This window comes from Serratia sarumanii (assembly GCF_029962605.1).
Taxonomy (GTDB): Bacteria; Pseudomonadota; Gammaproteobacteria; order Enterobacterales; family Enterobacteriaceae; genus Serratia; species Serratia sarumanii.
Map to the genome: position 1 here is coordinate 4,606,651 of NZ_CP124750.1, position 19,408 is coordinate 4,626,058.

A 19,408-nucleotide genomic window follows, 5' to 3' on the forward strand; every position below is an offset into this window, starting at 1 on the left:
CAATGTGAGGAAGGCATGATTAACCCAACCTTGTCCCGTGTCACGCAGCGCATCATCCACCGTTCCCAGGCCAGCCGCGCCGCCTATCTGGCGCGCATCGAGGCGGCCCGTTCCCAAACCGTCCACCGCGCGCAGCTGGCCTGCGGCAACCTGGCCCACGGCTTCGCCGCCTGTCAGCCCGATGACAAGACGGCGCTGAAAAACATGGTGCGCAGCGATATCGCCATCATCACCGCCTACAACGACATGCTGTCGGCCCACCAGCCGTACGAACACTACCCGCAGCGGCTGAAGCAGGCGCTGAAGGCGGTGGGCGCCGTTGGCCAGGTGGCCGGCGGCGTGCCGGCGATGTGCGACGGCGTGACGCAGGGGCAGGACGGCATGGAACTGTCGCTGATGAGCCGTGACGTGATCGCCATGTCGGCCGCCGTCGGCCTGTCGCACAATATGTTCGACGGCGCGCTGTTCCTCGGCATCTGCGACAAGATCGTGCCGGGGCTGGTGATGGCCGCCCTCTCCTTCGGCCACCTGCCCGCGCTGTTCGTGCCGGCCGGCCCGATGAGCAGCGGCCTGCCGAACAAGGAAAAGGTGCGCGTGCGCCAGCTGTACGCCGAGGGCAAGGCCGATCGTCTGGCGCTGCTGGAAGCCGAGGCCGCCTCCTATCACGGCATCGGCACCTGCACCTTCTACGGCACCGCCAACACCAACCAGATGGTGATGGAAGTGATGGGCCTGCACCTGCCGGGCGCCTCTTTCGTGCATCCGGATACGCCGCTGCGCGACGCGCTGAACGACGCCGCTGCGCGCCAGGTGACGCGACTGACCGACACCGCCGGCAACTACCTGCCGATCGGCCGCCTGGTGGACGAGAAAGTGGTGGTGAACGGCATCGTCTCGCTGCTGGCCACAGGCGGCTCCACCAACCTGACCATGCATCTGGTGGCGATGGCGCGCGCAGCGGGCATCATCATCACCTGGGACGATTTCTCGGAGCTGTCGGAGGCGGTGCCGCTGCTGTGCCGCATCTACCCGAACGGCCCGGCCGACATCAACCAGTTCCAGGCCGCCGGCGGCGTGCCGCTGGTGGTGCGTGAGCTGTTGCAACACGGGCTGCTGCACGAAGACGTGCACACCGTGGCCGGTTTCGGCCTGCACCGTTACACCCAGGAACCCTGGCTGGATAATGGCCAGCTGGTGTGGCGTGAAGGCGTAACCGGTTCGCTCGACGCCAGCGTAATCGCCAGCGTCGCTCAGCCGTTTGAGCATCACGGCGGCACCAAAGTGATGGCCGGCAATCTGGGGCGCGCGGTGATGAAAACCTCGGCGGTGCCCGCCGACAATCAGATCATTGAAGCCCCGGCGGTGGTGTTCGACAGCCAGCACGACATCGTGCCGGCGTTTGAAGCCGGCAAGCTGGATCGCGATTGCGTGGTGGTAGTGCGCTTCCAGGGGCCGCAGGCCAACGGCATGCCGGAGCTGCACAAACTGATGCCGCCGCTGGGCGTGCTGATGGATCGCGGCTTCAAAGTGGCGCTGGTGACCGACGGCCGCCTGTCAGGCGCCTCCGGCAAGGTGCCTTCCGCCATCCACGTCACCCCGGAAGCCTATACCGGCGGCCTGCTGGCGAAAGTGCGCGACGGCGATACGATCCGCGTCAACGGCCGCAGCGGCGAGCTGCAGGTGCTGGTCGACGCCGACGAACTGGCCCAGCGCACGCCGTGCCAACCCGATCTGAGCGCAGAACACATCGGCTGCGGCCGCGAGCTGTTCGGCGCACTGCGCAGCCAGCTGTCCGGCGCCGAGCAGGGCGCCTGCTGCATCACATTTTAATCGATAGCCTGGCCGCATCGCCGCCTGGCGGTGGCCACAAAGGAGAACGTCATCATGAACAAGTGGAAAACAAGTGCCGAGCAGATCCTGACGGCGGGGCCGGTGGTGCCGGTGATCGTGATCAACAAGCTGGAACATGCGGTGCCGTTGGCGAAAGCGCTGGTCGCCGGCGGCGTGCGGGTGTTGGAAGTGACGCTGCGCACCGCCTGCGCCATGGACGCCATTCGCGCCATCGCCCAAGAAGTGCCGGAAGCGATCATCGGCGCCGGTACCGTGATCAATCCGCAGCAGCTGCGTGAAGTGACCGAGGCCGGCGCGCAGTTCGCCATCAGCCCGGGGCTGACCGACGAGCTGCTCAAGGCGGCCACCGCCGGGTCCATTCCGCTTATTCCGGGCATCAGCACCGTTTCCGAACTGATGCTGGGCATGGATTACGGCCTGCGCGAGTTTAAATTCTTCCCGGCGGAAGCCAACGGCGGCGTAAAAGCGCTGCAGGCGATCGGCGGCCCGTTCCCGCAGGTGCGCTTCTGCCCGACCGGCGGCATCTCGCCGGACAACTACCGCAGCTATCTGGCGCTGAAAAGCGTGCTGTGCATCGGCGGCTCCTGGCTGGTGCCGGCGGACGCGCTGGAAAGCGGCGACTACGCGCGCATCACCGAACTGGCGCGCGCCGCCGTCGCGGGCGCCCAGGCCTGATTTACATCGCAGCGGTGGCGGCCGGCAGCGCCGCCCCGCTGCGCTGGCTGAACCGCTGCTTCTTGCGGTAAGCGAACACGTCTTCCACGTGCCCCTCGCGGATGCGCTGCTGTAACCCGCGCCAATACTCCGCGGTAAACAGATCGCTGTGCAATTCTTCAAACACCTGCCGAATGCGCCGATCGCCGCACAGGAAGTGGCGGAACTCCTCCGGGAACACGTCGTTGGGCGCGATGCTGTACCACGGCTCGCTGGCCAGCTCGTCCTCCGGATAGCGCGGCGGCGGAATGTCGCGGAAGTTGACCTCGGTCATGTAGCAAATTTCGTCGTAGTCGTAGAACACCACCCGCCCGTGGCGCGTCACGCCGAAGTTCTTGAACAGCATGTCGCCGGGGAAGATATTGGCGGCGGCCAGCTGCTTGATGGCATTGCCGTACTCTTCGATCGCATCGCGCATCTGCTGGTCGTTGGCCTGCTCCAGATACAGGTTCAGCGGCGTCATGCGCCGTTCCATATACAGATGTTTGATCACGATGCGATCGCCGAGATCTTCCAGCTTGCCCGGCACTTCACGCTGCAGCTCCGCCAACAGCGCCGGGCTGAGGCGCGCCTTGTCGACGACGAAATTCTCGTACTCCTGGGTATCCGCCATGCGCCCGACGCGGTCATGCTCTTTCACCAGCTGATAGCAGGCCATCACCTGTGCCTGCGTCACCTCTTTTTGCGGGGCGAATTCGTCTTTAATCACTTTAAACACCCGATCGAAGGATGGCAGGGTGAACACCAGCATCACCATGCCCTTCACCCCCGGCGCGATAATGAACTGCTCCTGCGACTGCGCCATAAAGGTCAGGTATTCGCGATAGCATTCGGTTTTGCCGTGCTTCTGGCAGCCGATCGCCATGTACAGCTCGGCGGTGGTTTTGCCCGGCAGGATCTCGCGCAGCCACTCCACCATCGCCGCCGGCAGCGGCGCATAGACCATAAAATAAGATCGGGCGAAGCCGAAGACGATGCTGGCCTCGGCCTTACCGGTCAGGCAGGCGTCGATAAACAGCGCGCCCGACTCGCTGTGGTGGATAGGCAGCAAGAACGGATAAACGCCGTCGGCCAGACGCAGCTTGCCGACCAGCCAGGCGGCCTTGTTGCGATAGAACAGTTCGTTGGCGATCTGGAAGGTTGCCCCCGCCAACTGCTGTGCGCTGAAGGCGCGTTGCAGCGCCTGAGTGATGTAGTGAATATCGCGCGTCAAATCCTCCCACGGCAGCCGCAGCGGCAGATCGCTCAGCACGCTGCGCAGCATCGCCGGCAGATCGCCATTGGGGGTGAAATCGCGCGCCAGCGGACGCGGAATGTCGCGAAAGCGCCGCTCCGGCTGCGAACTGAAGACGAACAGCTTGTCCGGCGTCAGATCGCGGTGCTTGAACAGCCGGCAGTAGACCGAGTTAAAGAAGCTTTCGGCGATCTCGAAGCGCGGGTAGTCCGGCAGCAGGTCGATATAGACTGCTTTGACCCGGCTGGGGAAGTCAGCGTCGAAGTATTTCTGCCCGGTGATGCATTTGAGCTGCTCCACCACCAGGCCGACGTGATGGTCATACAGATGGATGCGCTTTTTCATCGCCCGCTGCACCGCCGGCCAGTCCGCCTGCTCGAAGCGCTGCTGCGCGCCGGCGGTCACTTCCAGAAAGCGGCCGTACTGCGCATCGAAGCCTTGCAGGATCGTCTGTGCGATCAACAACTCCAGTTTTGCCGCCATCCTTACCCCCGCCAGAAAAAGAAGCCTGCGCATGCAGGCTCCGGATGAAACGTCTTCAAGCTTGCCGCATCAGAACTGCTGTTCTTCCGTCGAACCGGTCAGCGCAGTGACCGAAGAGGCGCCGCCCTGAATAATGGTGGTGACCTTGTCGAAGTAGCCGGTGCCCACCTCTTGCTGGTGCGACGCGAAGGTGTAACCGCGATCCACCGCGGCGAACTCCGCCTGCTGCACCTTCTCGACGTAGTGTTTCATGCCCTCGCCCTGCGCATAGGCGTGCGCCAGGTCGAACATGTTGAACCACATGCTGTGGATGCCCGCCAGCGTAATGAACTGATACTTGTAGCCCATGTCCGACAGCGCCTGCTGGAAGCGGGCGATGGTCTGGTCGTCGAGGTTCTTCTTCCAGTTGAACGACGGCGAGCAGTTGTAGGCCAGCAGCTTGCCCGGGTATTTGGCGTGGATGGCGTCGGCGAAGCGCTGAGCGGCATCCAGATCCGGCGTTGAGGTTTCGCACCACACCATGTCCGCGTAAGGGGCATAAGCCAGGCCGCGGCTGATCGCCTGCTCGACGCCGGCATGGGTGCGGAAGAAGCCTTCCGCCGTGCGCTCGCCGGTGACGAAGGCGCTGTCATACGGATCGCAATCGGAGGTCAGCAGGTCGGCCGCATCGGCGTCGGTGCGGGCGATCACCAGCGTCGGCACGCCGAGCACGTCGGCCGCCAGGCGCGCGGCGACCAGTTTCTGGATCGCTTCTTGCGTCGGCACCAACACTTTGCCGCCCATATGGCCGCATTTCTTCACCGCCGCCAGCTGGTCTTCAAAGTGCACCCCGGCGGCGCCGGCGGTGATCATCGCTTTCATCAGCTCGAAGGCGTTCAGCACGCCGCCGAAGCCGGCTTCCGCATCGGCGACGATCGGCAGGAAATAATCGGTGTAGCCTTTGCTGCCCGGCTCAATCTGGTTCGCCCATTGGATCTGATCGGCGCGACGGAAGGTATTGTTGATGCGCTCGACCACCTTCGGCACCGAGTCCACCGGATACAGCGACTGGTCAGGGTACATGGCCGCTGCGCTGTTGGCGTCCGCCGCCACCTGCCAACCGGACAGGTAGATAGCCTCGACGCCGGCCTTGGCCTGCTGCAGCGCCTGGCCGCCGGTCAGCGCGCCCAGGCAGTTCACGTAGCCTTTGCGCGCCTTGCCGTTCAGCAACGCCCACAGTTTGGCGGCACCGTTTTGCGCCAGAGTGCATTCCGGGTTGACCGAACCGCGCAGGTTGATCACGTCTTCGGCGCTGTAAGGGCGGGTGATGCCTTCCCAACGGGCCGATTTCCATTCCTGTTCCAGCTGCTGGATCTGTTGAGAGCGAGAGGTAGACATAATTTTTATCCTTTCAGTCGTGTAGGGTTGATTGGGAAAATTCAGGCCAGCAGCTCATAGCCGGGCAGCGTCAGGAAATCGATTAACTCATCTTGCGTGGTGATGCGCTCCATCAGGCGCGCCGCCTCTTCGTACCGGCCGGCGTTAAAGCGCGCTTCCCCCACTTCTTCACGCACCACCAACATCTCTTCTTGCAGCATCTGGCGGAACAGCGCCTTGGTGACCGGGCGCCCGTCGCTCAGGCTCTTCTCGTGGTGGATCCACTGCCAGATAGACGTACGGGAGATTTCCGCCGTGGCCGCATCTTCCATCAAACCGTAAATCGGCACGCAGCCGTTGCCGGAGATCCAGGCTTCGATGTACTGCACCGCCACGCGGATATTGGCGCGCATCCCCGCTTCGGTACGCTCGCCGTCGCACGGTTCCAGCAGCTGTGCGGCGCTGATCGGCGCGTCTTGCTCACGCAGCACCTCCAGCTGGTTTTGGCGATCGCCCAGCGCTTTGCCGAACACTTCCATCACCGTGTCCGCCAGCCCCGGGTGCGCCACCCAGGTGCCGTCGTGGCCGTTGCTGGCCTCCAGCTCTTTGTCCGCCCGCACCTTGTTCAGCACCCAGGCGTTTTTCTCGGCGTCTTTGCTCGGGATAAACGCCGCCATGCCGCCCATGGCGAACGCGCCGCGCTTATGACAGGTTTTGATCAGCAGGCGCGAATAGGCGCTGAGGAAAGGTTTCTCCATGGTCACCGACTGACGATCCGGCAGCACGCGATCGCCGTGATTCTTCAGCGTTTTGATATAGCTGAAGATGTAATCCCAGCGGCCGCAGTTCAGACCCACGATGTGATCGCGCAGGTGGTAGAGGATTTCGTCCATCTGGAACACCGCCGGCAGGGTTTCGATCAGCACGGTCGCTTTGATGGTGCCGCGCGGCAGATCGAAACGATCCTCGGTAAAGCTGAAGACATCGCTCCACCAGGTCGCCTCTTCCCAGGACTGGGTTTTCGGCAGGTAGAAATACGGGCCGCTGCCCTTGGCCAACAGTTGGCGATAGTTGTGGTAGAAGTACAGCGCGAAATCGAACAGGCCGCCGGGAATGGCTTCATCACGCCACAGCACGTGCTTCTCCGGCAGATGCAGGCCGCGCACGCGAGCGATCAATACCGCCGGGTTCGGCTTCAACTGGTAGATCTTGCCGGCTTCATTGGTGTAGGAAATGGTGCCGTTAACCGCATCGTGCAGGTTGATTTGGCCGTCGATGACTTTGTCCCAGCTTGGCGCCAGCGAGTCTTCGAAGTCCGCCATAAACACTTTTACGTTGGCGTTAAGCGCATTGATCACCATCTTGCGCTCGACCGGCCCGGTGATCTCGACCCGGCGGTCACGCAGATCTTGCGGAATGCCGCGGATCTGCCAGTCACCTTCACGAATGGAAGTGGTTTCCGAAATAAAACCCGGCAGTTCGCCGCGATCGATATTTTGCTGCCAGCGGACACGCGCCGCCAGCAGCTCGTTGCGCCGCGGCGTGAATTTCCCCACCAGTTCCGCCAGGAATTCAACCGCTTCATCGGTCAACACCTGGCGCTCCGCTGCGGCGAAACCCTGCGTAAACCTTAACTCCGTGCCTGCTATCTGTTGCGTCATGACCTTGCTCCTTCCCATCGTTGCGCCCGCGCGACCGGCGCATTTTCATCAGAAATCACTGTGGATCAGGGCGGATGAAACGATCCTCAACTGGTCAGATCTCATCCCGATAGCTCTAAGAATACTCAACAAAAAATAAAAATCAAAAACCATTTCCATTTTATTATTAAATATTTTATTAACACTTTATTATCAACTAGTTAGATAAGATAACAATAATGACAGGTAAGGAAATCGCTTCCAGTAAATTGATAAAGATGCACTAACACCTTGTTGAACAAAGAATTTATTGGATAAGTGTCGGATAAAAAGAGGATCTTGCAGAGGATCAACGGAGCGGCGGCCTCGATTCAGCCGCCGGCAGGCAGAAAAGATCAGTCGAGCGTCGGATTCATATGACGCAGATCGTACGGCGTGATCTGGTAGACGTAATAGTTGAGCCAGTTGGAAAACAGCAGATGGCCATGGCTGCGCCAGGTGGCTTTCGGTGTCAGTGCGGGGTTGTCATCCGGGAAGTAGTTGAGCGGAACGGCGGGATCGAGGCCAGCTTCGTGGTCGCGACAATACTCCCCCGCCAGGGTCAGCGCATCATACTCCGGATGGCCGGTGACGAACGCCAGGCGCTTATCCCTGCTGGCGAACAGGTAGGCGCCCGCCTGTTCGGATTCGGCCAGAATATCCAGGTCGGTATATTGGCGAATCACCTCGGTCGGGAAATCGGCATAGCGTGAATGCGGCGCCAGGAAACTTTCGTCGAAGCCGCGCGTCAGCAACGCATGCTGCTGTAGCGTTTGGTGCGGGTAAACGCCGGAGAGCTTCACTTCGCGCGTCATCTTGGGAATGCCATACAGAATATTCAACGCCGCCTGTACCGCCCAGCACACGAACAGCGTGGAGGTAACGTGGTGCTTGGCCCAGTCGATCACGCGCTCGATCTGTGGCCAATAGGCAACATCGCAGAAATCGACCAGCCCCAGCGGCGCGCCGGTGACGATCAGACCATCGAAGTTCTCGTTCTGGATATCCTCGAAGTCGCAGTAGAAGTTATTCAGATGCTCGGCCGGCGTGTTCTTCGATTCGCGGCTGTCGATACGCAGCAGCTGGATATCAATCTGCAGCGGCGAGTTGGACAACAGGCGCAGAAACTGGTTTTCCGTTTCGATCTTCTTTGGCATCAGGTTGAGGATCAGCACTTTCAGTGGCCTGATTTCCTGTGTTTTTGCCCGCGAGGATGTCATCACGAAGACATTCTCACCGCGCAAGAAATTGACCGCAGGTAACTCATCAGGAACACGAATCGGCATTGCTTAACCCTCACACATCCATTTATACGTTTAGACTTCTAGATGCCCGAAGATAGCGTTTTTTTCCGTCGCTGTCGAGCATTCAGCGGAAAGGTGAAAATGTTTCATTGCGCGATCTGCGCCAAGATATGAGTAGAGGGAGTAAAGGGGCTGAAAAGCAAAAAGGCCATCCTTTCGGATGGCCTATTGGCTTATTTGATGCTTGGCAGTGTCCTACTCTCGCATGGGGAGACCCCACACTACCATCGGCGCTACGGCGTTTCACTTCTGAGTTCGGCATGGGGTCAGGTGGGACCACCGCGCTATTGCCGCCAAGCAAATTCTTTTTTCTGCCGAACTTCTAAACCCACTTTAAATAAAGTGGTGCTGATACCCAGAGTCGAACTGGGGACCTCACCCTTACCAAGGGTGCGCTCTACCAACTGAGCCATATCAGCACGCTTAATTTGATGCCTGGCAGTGTCCTACTCTCGCATGGGGAGACCCCACACTACCATCGGCGCTACGGCGTTTCACTTCTGAGTTCGGCATGGGGTCAGGTGGGACCACCGCGCTATTGCCGCCAGGCAAATTCTGTTTCATTCCAACCGCGTCACTCTCGTGTCGCCATCAGAACCAATCTCGGAACTTCGCTGAAAATCTCTTCGTCTCTAAAACACCTTCGGTGTTGTAAGGTTAAGCCTCACGGATCATTAGTACTGGTTAGCTCAATGCATCGCTGCACTTACACACCCAGCCTATCAACGTCTTAGTCTTAAACGTTCCTTCAGGGGCCTTAAAGGCCCAGGGAAGACTCATCTTGAGGCAAGTTTCGCGCTTAGATGCTTTCAGCGCTTATCTTTTCCGCACTTAGCTACCGGGCAATGCCATTGGCATGACAACCCGAACACCAGTGGTGCGTTCACTCCGGTCCTCTCGTACTAGGAGCAACCCCTCTCAATCTTCCAACGCCCACGGCAGATAGGGACCGAACTGTCTCACGACGTTCTAAACCCAGCTCGCGTACCACTTTAAATGGCGAACAGCCATACCCTTGGGACCTACTTCAGCCCCAGGATGTGATGAGCCGACATCGAGGTGCCAAACACCGCCGTCGATATGAACTCTTGGGCGGTATCAGCCTGTTATCCCCGGAGTACCTTTTATCCGTTGAGCGATGGCCCTTCCATTCAGAACCACCGGATCACTAAGACCTACTTTCGTACCTGCTCGAGCCGTCACTCTCGCAGTCAAGCTAGCTTATGCCTTTGCACTAACCTCACGATGTCCGACCGTGATTAGCTAACCTTCGTGCTCCTCCGTTACTCTTTGGGAGGAGACCGCCCCAGTCAAACTACCCACCAGACACTGTCCTCACCCCGGATCACGGGGCCGAGTTAGAACATCAAACATTAAAGGGTGGTATTTCAAGGATGGCTCCACGCAGACTGGCGTCCACGCTTCAAAGCCTCCCACCTATCCTACACATCAAGGCTCAATGTTCAGTGTCAAGCTATAGTAAAGGTTCACGGGGTCTTTCCGTCTTGCCGCGGGTACACTGCATCTTCACAGCGAGTTCAATTTCACTGAGTCTCGGGTGGAGACAGCCTGGCCATCATTACGCCATTCGTGCAGGTCGGAACTTACCCGACAAGGAATTTCGCTACCTTAGGACCGTTATAGTTACGGCCGCCGTTTACTGGGGCTTCGATCAAGAGCTTCGCCTTGCGGCTGACCCCATCAATTAACCTTCCAGCACCGGGCAGGCGTCACACCGTATACGTCCACTTTCGTGTTTGCACAGTGCTGTGTTTTTATTAAACAGTTGCAGCCAGCTGGTATCTTCGACTGGCTTCAGCTCCATCCGCAAGGGACTTCACCTACATGCCAGCGTGCCTTCTCCCGAAGTTACGGCACCATTTTGCCTAGTTCCTTCACCCGAGTTCTCTCAAGCGCCTTGGTATTCTCTACCTGACCACCTGTGTCGGTTTGGGGTACGATTTAATGTTACCTGGAGCTTAGAGGATTTTCCTGGAAGCAGGGCATCAACTACTTCTGCACCGTAGTGCATCGTCATCACGCCTCAGGGTTAACATGCAACCGGATTTACCAGGTCACACCCCCTACACGCTTAAACCGGGACAACCGTCGCCCGGCTAGCCTAGCCTTCTCCGTCCCCCCTTCGCAGTAACACCAAGTACAGGAATATTAACCTGTTTCCCATCGACTACGCTTTTCAGCCTCGCCTTAGGGGTCGACTCACCCTGCCCCGATTAACGTTGGACAGGAACCCTTGGTCTTCCGGCGAGCGGGCTTTTCACCCGCTTTATCGTTACTTATGTCAGCATTCGCACTTCTGATACCTCCAGCAACCCTCACAGGCCACCTTCAACGGCTTACAGAACGCTCCCCTACCCAACAACGCCTAAGCGTCGCTGCCGCAGCTTCGGTGCATGGTTTAGCCCCGTTACATCTTCCGCGCAGGCCGACTCGACCAGTGAGCTATTACGCTTTCTTTAAATGATGGCTGCTTCTAAGCCAACATCCTGGCTGTCTATGCCTTCCCACATCGTTTCCCACTTAACCATGACTTTGGGACCTTAGCTGGCGGTCTGGGTTGTTTCCCTCTTCACGACGGACGTTAGCACCCGCCGTGTGTCTCCCGTGATAACATTCTTCGGTATTCGGAGTTTGCATCGGTTTGGTAAGCCGGGATGGCCCCCTAGCCGAAACAGTGCTCTACCCCCGAAGATGAGTTCACGAGGCGCTACCTAAATAGCTTTCGGGGAGAACCAGCTATCTCCCGGTTTGATTGGCCTTTCACCCCCAGCCACAAGTCATCCGCTAATTTTTCAACATTAGTCGGTTCGGTCCTCCAGTTAGTGTTACCCAACCTTCAACCTGCCCATGGCTAGATCACCGGGTTTCGGGTCTATACCTTGCAACTATTCGCCCAGTTAAGACTCGGTTTCCCTACGGCTCCCCTATACGGTTAACCTTGCTACAAAATATAAGTCGCTGACCCATTATACAAAAGGTACGCAGTCACACCACGAAGGTGCTCCCACTGCTTGTACGTACACGGTTTCAGGTTCTATTTCACTCCCCTCGCCGGGGTTCTTTTCGCCTTTCCCTCACGGTACTGGTTCACTATCGGTCAGTCAGGAGTATTTAGCCTTGGAGGATGGTCCCCCCATATTCAGACAGGATGTCACGTGTCCCGCCCTACTCATCGAACTCACGACCTGTGCATTTTAGTGTACGGGGCTATCACCCTTTGCTGCGCGACTTTCCAGACGCTTCCACTAACACACAAGCCGATTCAGGTTCTGGGCTCCTCCCCGTTCGCTCGCCGCTACTGGGGGAATCTCGGTTGATTTCTTTTCCTCGGGGTACTTAGATGTTTCAGTTCCCCCGGTTCGCCTCATGCCACTATGTATTCATGACATGATAGTGTGTCGAAACACACTGGGTTTCCCCATTCGGGTATCGCCGGTTATAACGGTTCATATCACCTTACCGACGCTTTTCGCAGATTAGCACGCCCTTCATCGCCTCTGACTGCCTAGGCATCCACCGTGTACGCTTAGTCACTTAACCTCACAACCCGAAGATGTTTCCATCGTTCAAGTTGCAAACATTTGAGAGACTCTATGACAGGTTACTCTTCATTCCGGTACTTCTACGGAGGAATGAATTTCAGCCGTCATGTTTCAATTTTCAGCTTGTTCCAGATTGTTAAAGAGCAATATCTTAAACATGACTCGAAAGTCATCTTTAAGATATGGTGTATCGTCAGATACTGAAGACCGCCGCTTTCACCGGGTGGGTCGGAAGCTTGGCGTCCCCTAGGGGATTCGAACCCCTGTTACCGCCGTGAAAGGGCGGTGTCCTAGGCCTCTAGACGAAGGGGACACGACACCGTACTTTTATGACGCTTTTGCTCGTTACTTTTTCATCAGACAATCTGTGTGAGCACGCCACTCGAAGCAATATCTTTAGGTAAGGAGGTGATCCAACCGCAGGTTCCCCTACGGTTACCTTGTTACGACTTCACCCCAGTCATGAATCACAAAGTGGTAAGCGCCCTCCCGAAGGTTAAGCTACCTACTTCTTTTGCAACCCACTCCCATGGTGTGACGGGCGGTGTGTACAAGGCCCGGGAACGTATTCACCGTAGCATTCTGATCTACGATTACTAGCGATTCCGACTTCATGGAGTCGAGTTGCAGACTCCAATCCGGACTACGACGTACTTTATGAGGTCCGCTTGCTCTCGCGAGGTCGCTTCTCTTTGTATACGCCATTGTAGCACGTGTGTAGCCCTACTCGTAAGGGCCATGATGACTTGACGTCATCCCCACCTTCCTCCAGTTTATCACTGGCAGTCTCCTTTGAGTTCCCGGCCGAACCGCTGGCAACAAAGGATAAGGGTTGCGCTCGTTGCGGGACTTAACCCAACATTTCACAACACGAGCTGACGACAGCCATGCAGCACCTGTCTCAGAGTTCCCGAAGGCACCAATCCATCTCTGGAAAGTTCTCTGGATGTCAAGAGTAGGTAAGGTTCTTCGCGTTGCATCGAATTAAACCACATGCTCCACCGCTTGTGCGGGCCCCCGTCAATTCATTTGAGTTTTAACCTTGCGGCCGTACTCCCCAGGCGGTCGATTTAACGCGTTAGCTCCGGAAGCCACGCCTCAAGGGCACAACCTCCAAATCGACATCGTTTACAGCGTGGACTACCAGGGTATCTAATCCTGTTTGCTCCCCACGCTTTCGCACCTGAGCGTCAGTCTTCGTCCAGGGGGCCGCCTTCGCCACCGGTATTCCTCCAGATCTCTACGCATTTCACCGCTACACCTGGAATTCTACCCCCCTCTACGAGACTCTAGCTTGCCAGTTTCAAATGCAGTTCCCAGGTTGAGCCCGGGGATTTCACATCTGACTTAACAAACCGCCTGCGTGCGCTTTACGCCCAGTAATTCCGATTAACGCTTGCACCCTCCGTATTACCGCGGCTGCTGGCACGGAGTTAGCCGGTGCTTCTTCTGCGAGTAACGTCAATTGATGAACGTATTAAGCTCACCACCTTCCTCCTCGCTGAAAGTGCTTTACAACCCGAAGGCCTTCTTCACACACGCGGCATGGCTGCATCAGGCTTGCGCCCATTGTGCAATATTCCCCACTGCTGCCTCCCGTAGGAGTCTGGACCGTGTCTCAGTTCCAGTGTGGCTGGTCATCCTCTCAGACCAGCTAGGGATCGTCGCCTAGGTGAGCCATTACCCCACCTACTAGCTAATCCCATCTGGGCACATCTGATGGCAAGAGGCCCGAAGGTCCCCCTCTTTGGTCTTGCGACGTTATGCGGTATTAGCTACCGTTTCCAGTAGTTATCCCCCTCCATCAGGCAGTTTCCCAGACATTACTCACCCGTCCGCCGCTCGTCACCCAGGGAGCAAGCTCCCCTGTGCTACCGCTCGACTTGCATGTGTTAAGCCTGCCGCCAGCGTTCAATCTGAGCCATGATCAAACTCTTCAATTAAAAGCTTGATGTGCTTCCACTCGAGAAGCGATGCTCAAAGATTTACTGCATGAATTTTACTTCAGTTAGTCACTCTTCAAGACTTGATATTTTTTTGCATCCGAAGATGCTGGATATCGTCTTGTGGAGTGCCCACACAGATTGTCTGATAAATTGTTAAAGAGCAGTGAGTTAGGCGCTTTCGCTTGCTAACTCGAGGTGGCGTATATTACGCTTTCCTCTTTCAGAGTCAACCCTAATTTTCAGGATTTTTTCTCTTTCTTCCCGGCCGCTGTGTGAAGTGAATCACTTGCGCCGTGTCGATGGAGGCGCATTATAGGGATCCGAGTTTTTTGCACAACCCCTTTTTTGATCTTTTCTTTCTGTTTGCACACTTTTCAGCCCTTCCGTGTGGATCTTGTGCGATCAGGGCCATTTTCAGCAGGATCCGGCGCTGCCGTTGGTTGTAATTCCATCGCCAGGGTCTAGTATTGCCGGTAAATATGATCCCGACGTGAGGCAGCACTATGTCCGATGCAGTACGTTCTTATCTTCAATACACCCCCAAACTCGGTCAGCGTGTCTTGATCGATCCTTCCAGCGTCGTGATCGGCGACGTCGATCTGGCGGATGACGTCAGTATCTGGCCGCTGGTCGCTATCCGCGGTGACGTCAATGCGGTAAAGATCGGCGCGCGCAGCAATATTCAGGACGGCAGCGTACTGCATGTGACTCACCGTTCCGAACACAACCCAGACGGTTATCCCCTGCTGATTGGGGAAGACGTGACCGTGGGCCATAAAGCCATGCTGCACGGCTGCGCCATCGGCAACCGGGTGCTGGTCGGTATGGGATCGATCCTGTTGGACGGTGTAGTAGTAGAAGACGACGTAATGATTGGCGCTGGCAGTTTGGTGGCGCCGGGCAAACGGCTGGCCAGCGGCTATCTCTATATGGGGAGCCCGGCACGCCAGGTTCGGCCGTTGACCGCCGCCGAGTTGGAAGGATTGCTTTATTCTTCTAATAACTATGTGCGTTGGAAAGACGAATACCTGTCGGAAGACATCTGACGGCCACCCCGTTCCCTATATAGAGAACGGGGTGGGAATTATGTCGCCAGTTCGCTGCGCAGCTGGCGCAATACCGGCTCGATCTCTGGCATCACTCCGTGCCAAAGCAGGAAAGCATGCGCCGCCTGCCCCACCAGCATGCCCAGCCCATCGGCATATTCCGTTGCCCCTTGCTGCTGCGCCCAGGCCAGGAACGGCGTGACGCCCTGCTGATAGAACATGTCATAGCAACGGGTTTGCGCGTTGACTACGCCCGCGGGCAACGCCGGGATCTCCCCGCTGATGCCGGACGCCGTCGCGTTGATCACCAGATCGAACGCTTGCTGATTCAGTTGATCCATCGGCGCCGCCGAGATCTCTCCCAGATGCCGGAAAGCGTCGGCCAACTCCTCGGCGCGGCTGAAGGTGCGGTTGGTGATCGTGAGCCGGCAGCCGAAAGACAGCAGCGGCAGGATCACGCCGCGCGCCGCGCCGCCGGCCCCCACCAGCAAGATGCGATCCTGCGGCCGAATCAATTGCTGACGCTGCAGATCGGTCAGCAAACCGATGCCGTCGGTGTTGTCCCCCAGCAGACCGCCATTCGGCAATACCTTCAGGGTATTGACCGCGCCGGCCATCGCTGCGCGCTCGCTCAGCTCGGAAGCGGCCTCATAAGCGCGCTCTTTGAAAGGCACCGTGACGTTCGCCCCCAGCCCTCCGGCGTGGATAAACGCCTGCAGGCTGGTTTCAAAACCGTCCAACGGCGCCAACACCGCTCCATAAGGATGCTCAATGCCAGTCTGGGCAGCGAACAGCGCATGAATTCGCGGCGACTTGCTGTGACCAATAGGGTTGCCAAATACCGCAAACTTCTCCATGCCCATTACCTCTAGCCCTGACGGATCTGTTCGCCGGTCAGAGCATCTCTGATTTCGGAAGGATTAAGACGGCCACCCACCTCGCCGGCCAATACCGGGAAAGCAGTGCCGAATTGCCGCGCGACTTCATCCGCACTGCGGCACGGCTCCTGCCCACTGAGATTGGCACTGGTCGATACCAGCGGCTTGCCGTACTGCCGGCACAGTTGCTGCACCAACGGGTGATCGCTAACGCGCACCGCCAGCGAGCTGAAACGCCCGGTCAGCAAGCGCGGCGTCTCCGGCCGGGCAGGCAACACCCAGGTTACCGGCCCAGGCCAGCTGGCGAACATCGTCACGCGCTGCTGTTCGCTGAGCGCGCTGTCGTCGATATAGGGCTTAAGCTGCGTATAGTCGGCGGCGATCAGAATCAGCCCCTTTTCCCACGGCCGCTGTTTCAATGCCAGCAAAGCATTGACCGCCTGTTCGCTGTCGGGATCGCACCCTAGGCCGAATACCGCTTCGGTGGGATAGGCAATCACCTGCTGTTGATGCAAAGCATCGATGATAGATAAAAGGTTCGGGCTTAATTCTGAGTTCATGATGTGATTATTCTGTAGTCGCCACGGGTTTTCCGCACAGCTTGCTGGCACAGCACAGGACGGGGCCTTTTGCCGTACGTTTTTCCATCAGCAGCGGGTAATGGCAATAGGCACATTCACCGGCGACGGGTTTAACATTGAGGGCGAATTGGCATTCCGGATAACGATCGCAGGAATGAAAAACCTTGCCGTAGCGCGATTTACGCTGCAACAGCTTGCCCTGACCGCACTGCGGACAGGTAATGGCGGTTTCATCAGGCTTATCGATCACTTCAGTGTGATCGCACTGCGGATAATCGCTGCAACCGATAAACATGCCATAGCGCCCCTGGCGCAGCACCAACGTCGCCTGACACTTCGGGCACTGCTGCCCATCCAGCACCTTGACGACATGCCCGTCGGCCTGCGCTTTCAGCGGCCGAATATATTGGCATTCAGGGTACTGGGAACAGCCGAGGAAGGGGCCGTGGCGACCGCTACGGATCACCAGCTCGGCCCCGCATTCCGGACAGGGTTCATTTTGCCTGGCGGCAAAAATCGCGTTTTTTGTCATAACGTCTTCTATGCGCGTTATCGGCTCAATGCAGATAACCTTCGTTCACTTCAAACAACAGTTCTTCCATTTGCTGATAGGCGCTTTCATATCCGGGAATATTAAACAGCACCATCAACACGACCCATTTCAGATCTTCGAGATCGAATTCCGCATTATCCAAAGCCATAACGCGGTCGATAACCATTTCACGGGTTTCGAGGTTCAATACCTGAATCTGTTCCAGGAACAGGAGAAAACCACGGCAGCCGGCGTCCAAACGCGCGCTTTCCTCTTCGGTGTAGATCCGCATTGCCAGCGGATCGGCATCCATAAAGTAAGGCGCATTTTGGCCTTCTTGCAGGTCAGCCAGCTTCTCAAGCCAATTCAACGCGTTGTAGATATCATCCCGATGAAACCCCGCCTGGGCGAGATCATCGGTCAGTTGATCCTGATCGACGCGCATCTCTGGTTCATTGTGGATATAAGTTTCAAACAAGTACATGAGTACGTCGAACATGGCTTGCCCTCCTTATTCGGACATAGCCGCCGGGTACAGCTGCGATCCACCCTGCTAACTCCAGTTCGAGTAACTTGATTACCACCACTGGCACAGGTTGGCCGGCACGTTCAGCGACGACGTCAACAGGTGTCACCTCATCTCCTACGTTAGCCAACACATCGGCAAATGGCAATTCAACTTCAGCCTGCGACGCACAAATAGTTGTATTTTCGTTCAGTGGCAGCCATTGAAGGCCGCTTCCCAGCAATTCTGCGATATCTTTCGGCCCGGTAACCAGATGCGCGCCCTGCTGAATTAGCCAGTGCGTGCCTTCGCTCATCGGGTTCCCTAACGGCCCCGGCAAGGCGAATACCTCACGCCCCTGCTCCAGCGCATAGCGGGCCGTCACCAGGGTACCGCTGCGCAACGAGGCTTCTATGACCAGAACGCCCTGGCTCAGCCCGCTGATAATACGGTTGCGGCGCGGAAAATGGTCGGCCAGAGGCAAATCGGTGACCAAATGATCCGAAATCACCGCGCCGCCCTGCTCGACAATCTGCTCCGCGAGCCTGCGGTGCCGGCGTGGATAAACATTGGCCAACCCGCTGCCCAATACCGCTACCGTGCAACCGCCGGCCGCCAGCGCTGCGCGATGGCAAATGCCGTCGATGCCGATCGCCAAACCGCTGGTGATGGTGAAACCGCAACGCGCCAATTCCGCGGCGAAATGATTGGCCCAACGCTCGCCGTAGTGGCTGAACTGCCGGCTGCCAACCATGGCGAGCTGCGGACGCAGCAACGCTTGAGGATCGCCCTCGATCAGCAAAAACAGCGGCGCATCGTCGATCTGGGCCAGGCGTTCCGGATAGCCGGCCGCCCCATAGTTCAGCATACGGTGCGCCGGCAGTTCCAGCCAACGCAGGCTGGCCGCCAGATAAGCGGGATCCGCTTGGTTGAACTGCGCCCGCTGCCGCTCGTTCAACCCCAGTTCACGCAACGCGCTGCGAGGCTCGCGCCCCATTTGCGATAGCTGCCGCACGATCCGGCTGGCCACGACGGTCTGCAGCCCCGTTACCCCTCGCATCCGTAAAGCGATCTCTTCCGGCCGCATCGTCTGTTCCCTCAGCAAAAACGGTGGTATTACCAATCTGAGCAATTGGTGCGCAATGCTGTCAATCAGGCCGGGAAATGTCTAGAATAGAGGTTAAACCTCGTTCATTACTCGGATACAGATCTAAAGATATATGTCAGTCTTGCAGGTATTACATTTCCCAGACGAGCGTCTGCGCAAAATCGCAGCGCCGGTAAAAGAAGTCAATGCAGATATCCAGCGCATCGTGGATGATATGTTTGAAACCATGTACGCAGAGGAAGGCATTGGCTTGGCTGCGACTCAGGTGGATATCCATCAGCGCATTATCGTGATCGACGTCTCCGAGAATCGCGATCAGCGCCTGGTGCTGATCAACCCGGAGCTGCTGGAAAAGAGCGGCGAAACCGGCATCGAGGAAGGCTGTCTTTCCATTCCCGAGCAGCGTGCGTTGGTACCACGTGCCGCGCAGGTGAAGATCCGCGCGCTGGATCGCGAAGGCAAACCTTTCGAACTGGAAGCGGACGATCTGCTGGCGATCTGCATCCAGCACGAGATGGATCACCTGATGGGTAAACTGTTCGTCGATTACCTGTCGCCGCTCAAGCGTCAGCGCATTCGTCAGAAACTGGAAAAAATGGCCAAGCTTCAAGCCCGCGCCTAACCGATC

General features: G+C 57.7%; 13 protein-coding genes, 2 tRNA genes and 4 rRNA genes. 4 read left to right on the forward strand and 15 right to left on the reverse strand.

Going from position 1 to position 19,408, the window contains the following annotated elements:
* The first annotated feature begins 15 nt into the window (after positions 1-15).
* Together edd and SSARUM_RS21790 are read left to right on the forward strand one after the other, a co-directional pair.
* Positions 16-1,830, forward strand: coding sequence for a phosphogluconate dehydratase (edd, locus tag SSARUM_RS21785; RefSeq protein WP_060430924.1), 1,815 nt, complete (start codon positions 16-18; stop codon positions 1,828-1,830).
* 54 nt (positions 1,831-1,884) lie between these two features.
* A complete protein-coding gene (locus SSARUM_RS21790) occupies positions 1,885-2,526 on the forward strand; it encodes a bifunctional 4-hydroxy-2-oxoglutarate aldolase/2-dehydro-3-deoxy-phosphogluconate aldolase (protein ID WP_033649689.1) in 642 nt (213 codons plus the stop codon).
* A 1-nt stretch (position 2,527) separates the two neighbouring features.
* Here the strand turns inward: SSARUM_RS21790 and aceK are convergent, their stop codons facing one another.
* From aceK to SSARUM_RS21840, 10 genes are all read right to left on the reverse strand, one after another.
* Positions 2,528-4,282: a bifunctional isocitrate dehydrogenase kinase/phosphatase gene (gene aceK / locus SSARUM_RS21795; protein WP_033649688.1), complete on the reverse strand. Its 1,755-nt coding sequence runs from the start codon at positions 4,280-4,282 to the stop codon at positions 2,528-2,530.
* A 69-nt stretch (positions 4,283-4,351) separates the two neighbouring features.
* Positions 4,352-5,659, reverse strand: a complete 1,308-nt coding sequence (gene aceA, locus SSARUM_RS21800; RefSeq protein ID WP_004936630.1) for an isocitrate lyase — start codon at positions 5,657-5,659, stop codon at positions 4,352-4,354.
* 41 nt (positions 5,660-5,700) lie between these two features.
* Complete coding sequence (gene aceB, locus SSARUM_RS21805) at positions 5,701-7,299, reverse strand: malate synthase A (protein ID WP_060430922.1); 1,599 nt, start codon at positions 7,297-7,299, stop codon at positions 5,701-5,703.
* A 374-nt stretch (positions 7,300-7,673) separates the two neighbouring features.
* Positions 7,674-8,603: a homoserine O-acetyltransferase MetA gene (gene metA / locus SSARUM_RS21810; RefSeq protein ID WP_033654730.1), complete on the reverse strand. Its 930-nt coding sequence runs from the start codon at positions 8,601-8,603 to the stop codon at positions 7,674-7,676.
* A 200-nt stretch (positions 8,604-8,803) separates the two neighbouring features.
* Positions 8,804-8,919, reverse strand: a 5S ribosomal RNA gene (gene rrf / locus SSARUM_RS21815).
* 45 nt (positions 8,920-8,964) lie between these two features.
* A tRNA-Thr gene (locus SSARUM_RS21820) sits at positions 8,965-9,040 on the reverse strand.
* A gap of 14 nt (positions 9,041-9,054) precedes the next feature.
* Positions 9,055-9,170: ribosomal RNA gene (rrf, locus tag SSARUM_RS21825) — 5S ribosomal RNA — on the reverse strand.
* A 104-nt stretch (positions 9,171-9,274) separates the two neighbouring features.
* Positions 9,275-12,182, reverse strand: a 23S ribosomal RNA gene (locus tag SSARUM_RS21830).
* Positions 12,183-12,421: 239 nt separating this feature from the next.
* Positions 12,422-12,497 (reverse strand) — tRNA-Glu (locus tag SSARUM_RS21835).
* A gap of 88 nt (positions 12,498-12,585) precedes the next feature.
* Positions 12,586-14,127, reverse strand: a 16S ribosomal RNA gene (locus tag SSARUM_RS21840).
* Together the 16S, 23S and 5S rRNA genes with 2 tRNA genes alongside form the textbook arrangement of a ribosomal RNA operon.
* Positions 14,128-14,633: 506 nt before the next feature.
* Here SSARUM_RS21840 and SSARUM_RS21845 point away from each other — a divergent pair.
* The gene (locus tag SSARUM_RS21845) at positions 14,634-15,176 is read left to right on the forward strand and encodes a gamma carbonic anhydrase family protein (RefSeq protein ID WP_004929699.1); all 543 of its coding nucleotides are present in this window, start codon (positions 14,634-14,636) and stop codon (positions 15,174-15,176) included.
* A 38-nt stretch (positions 15,177-15,214) separates the two neighbouring features.
* Here SSARUM_RS21845 and aroE read toward each other — a convergent pair whose 3' ends face one another.
* Genes aroE through dprA form a run of 5 tightly spaced genes read right to left on the reverse strand, consistent with a single transcriptional unit; the run spans position 15,215 to position 18,759 of the window.
* On the reverse strand, positions 15,215-16,033 hold the full coding sequence (gene aroE / locus SSARUM_RS21850; protein WP_033650017.1) for a shikimate dehydrogenase: 819 nt from the start codon (positions 16,031-16,033) through the stop codon (positions 15,215-15,217).
* An 11-nt stretch (positions 16,034-16,044) separates the two neighbouring features.
* A complete protein-coding gene (tsaC, locus tag SSARUM_RS21855) occupies positions 16,045-16,614 on the reverse strand; it encodes an L-threonylcarbamoyladenylate synthase type 1 TsaC (RefSeq protein WP_033650012.1) in 570 nt (189 codons plus the stop codon).
* A 7-nt stretch (positions 16,615-16,621) separates the two neighbouring features.
* The gene (locus tag SSARUM_RS21860) at positions 16,622-17,167 is read right to left on the reverse strand and encodes a DNA topoisomerase family protein (RefSeq protein WP_004929705.1); all 546 of its coding nucleotides are present in this window, start codon (positions 17,165-17,167) and stop codon (positions 16,622-16,624) included.
* Positions 17,168-17,192: 25 nt separating this feature from the next.
* Entirely contained in the window at positions 17,193-17,666 is a 474-nt protein-coding gene (smg, locus tag SSARUM_RS21865) for a DUF494 family protein Smg (RefSeq protein WP_033650013.1), read from the reverse strand.
* Positions 17,638-18,759 (reverse strand): DNA-protecting protein DprA, encoded by a 1,122-nt coding sequence (gene dprA / locus SSARUM_RS21870; RefSeq protein WP_033636243.1) that lies wholly within the window; start codon positions 18,757-18,759, stop codon positions 17,638-17,640. The genes smg and dprA overlap by 29 nt, the downstream gene beginning before the upstream one ends.
* Positions 18,760-18,892: 133 nt before the next feature.
* On the opposite strand from dprA, the gene def reads away from it, so the two are divergent.
* Entirely contained in the window at positions 18,893-19,402 is a 510-nt protein-coding gene (gene def / locus SSARUM_RS21875) for a peptide deformylase (protein WP_033636244.1), read from the forward strand.
* Positions 19,403-19,408: the final 6 nt, after the last annotated feature.

Excerpts from the sequence above, each read along its gene's own strand:
- edd (WP_060430924.1), top strand. The coding sequence starts at position 16 with ATGATTAACCCAACCTTGTCCCGTGTCACGCAGCGCATCATCCACCGT.
- SSARUM_RS21790 (WP_033649689.1), top strand. The coding sequence starts at position 1,885 with ATGAACAAGTGGAAAACAAGTGCCGAGCAGATCCTGACGGCGGGGCCG.
- aceK (WP_033649688.1), bottom strand. The coding sequence starts at position 4,282 with ATGGCGGCAAAACTGGAGTTGTTGATCGCACAGACGATCCTGCAAGGC.
- aceA (WP_004936630.1), bottom strand. The coding sequence starts at position 5,659 with ATGTCTACCTCTCGCTCTCAACAGATCCAGCAGCTGGAACAGGAATGG.
- aceB (WP_060430922.1), bottom strand. The coding sequence starts at position 7,299 with ATGACGCAACAGATAGCAGGCACGGAGTTAAGGTTTACGCAGGGTTTC.
- metA (WP_033654730.1), bottom strand. The coding sequence starts at position 8,603 with ATGCCGATTCGTGTTCCTGATGAGTTACCTGCGGTCAATTTCTTGCGC.
- SSARUM_RS21845 (WP_004929699.1), top strand. The coding sequence starts at position 14,634 with ATGTCCGATGCAGTACGTTCTTATCTTCAATACACCCCCAAACTCGGT.
- aroE (WP_033650017.1), bottom strand. The coding sequence starts at position 16,033 with ATGGAGAAGTTTGCGGTATTTGGCAACCCTATTGGTCACAGCAAGTCG.
- tsaC (WP_033650012.1), bottom strand. The coding sequence starts at position 16,614 with ATGAACTCAGAATTAAGCCCGAACCTTTTATCTATCATCGATGCTTTG.
- SSARUM_RS21860 (WP_004929705.1), bottom strand. The coding sequence starts at position 17,167 with ATGACAAAAAACGCGATTTTTGCCGCCAGGCAAAATGAACCCTGTCCG.
- smg (WP_033650013.1), bottom strand. The coding sequence starts at position 17,666 with ATGTTCGACGTACTCATGTACTTGTTTGAAACTTATATCCACAATGAA.
- dprA (WP_033636243.1), bottom strand. The coding sequence starts at position 18,759 with ATGCGGCCGGAAGAGATCGCTTTACGGATGCGAGGGGTAACGGGGCTG.
- def (WP_033636244.1), top strand. The coding sequence starts at position 18,893 with ATGTCAGTCTTGCAGGTATTACATTTCCCAGACGAGCGTCTGCGCAAA.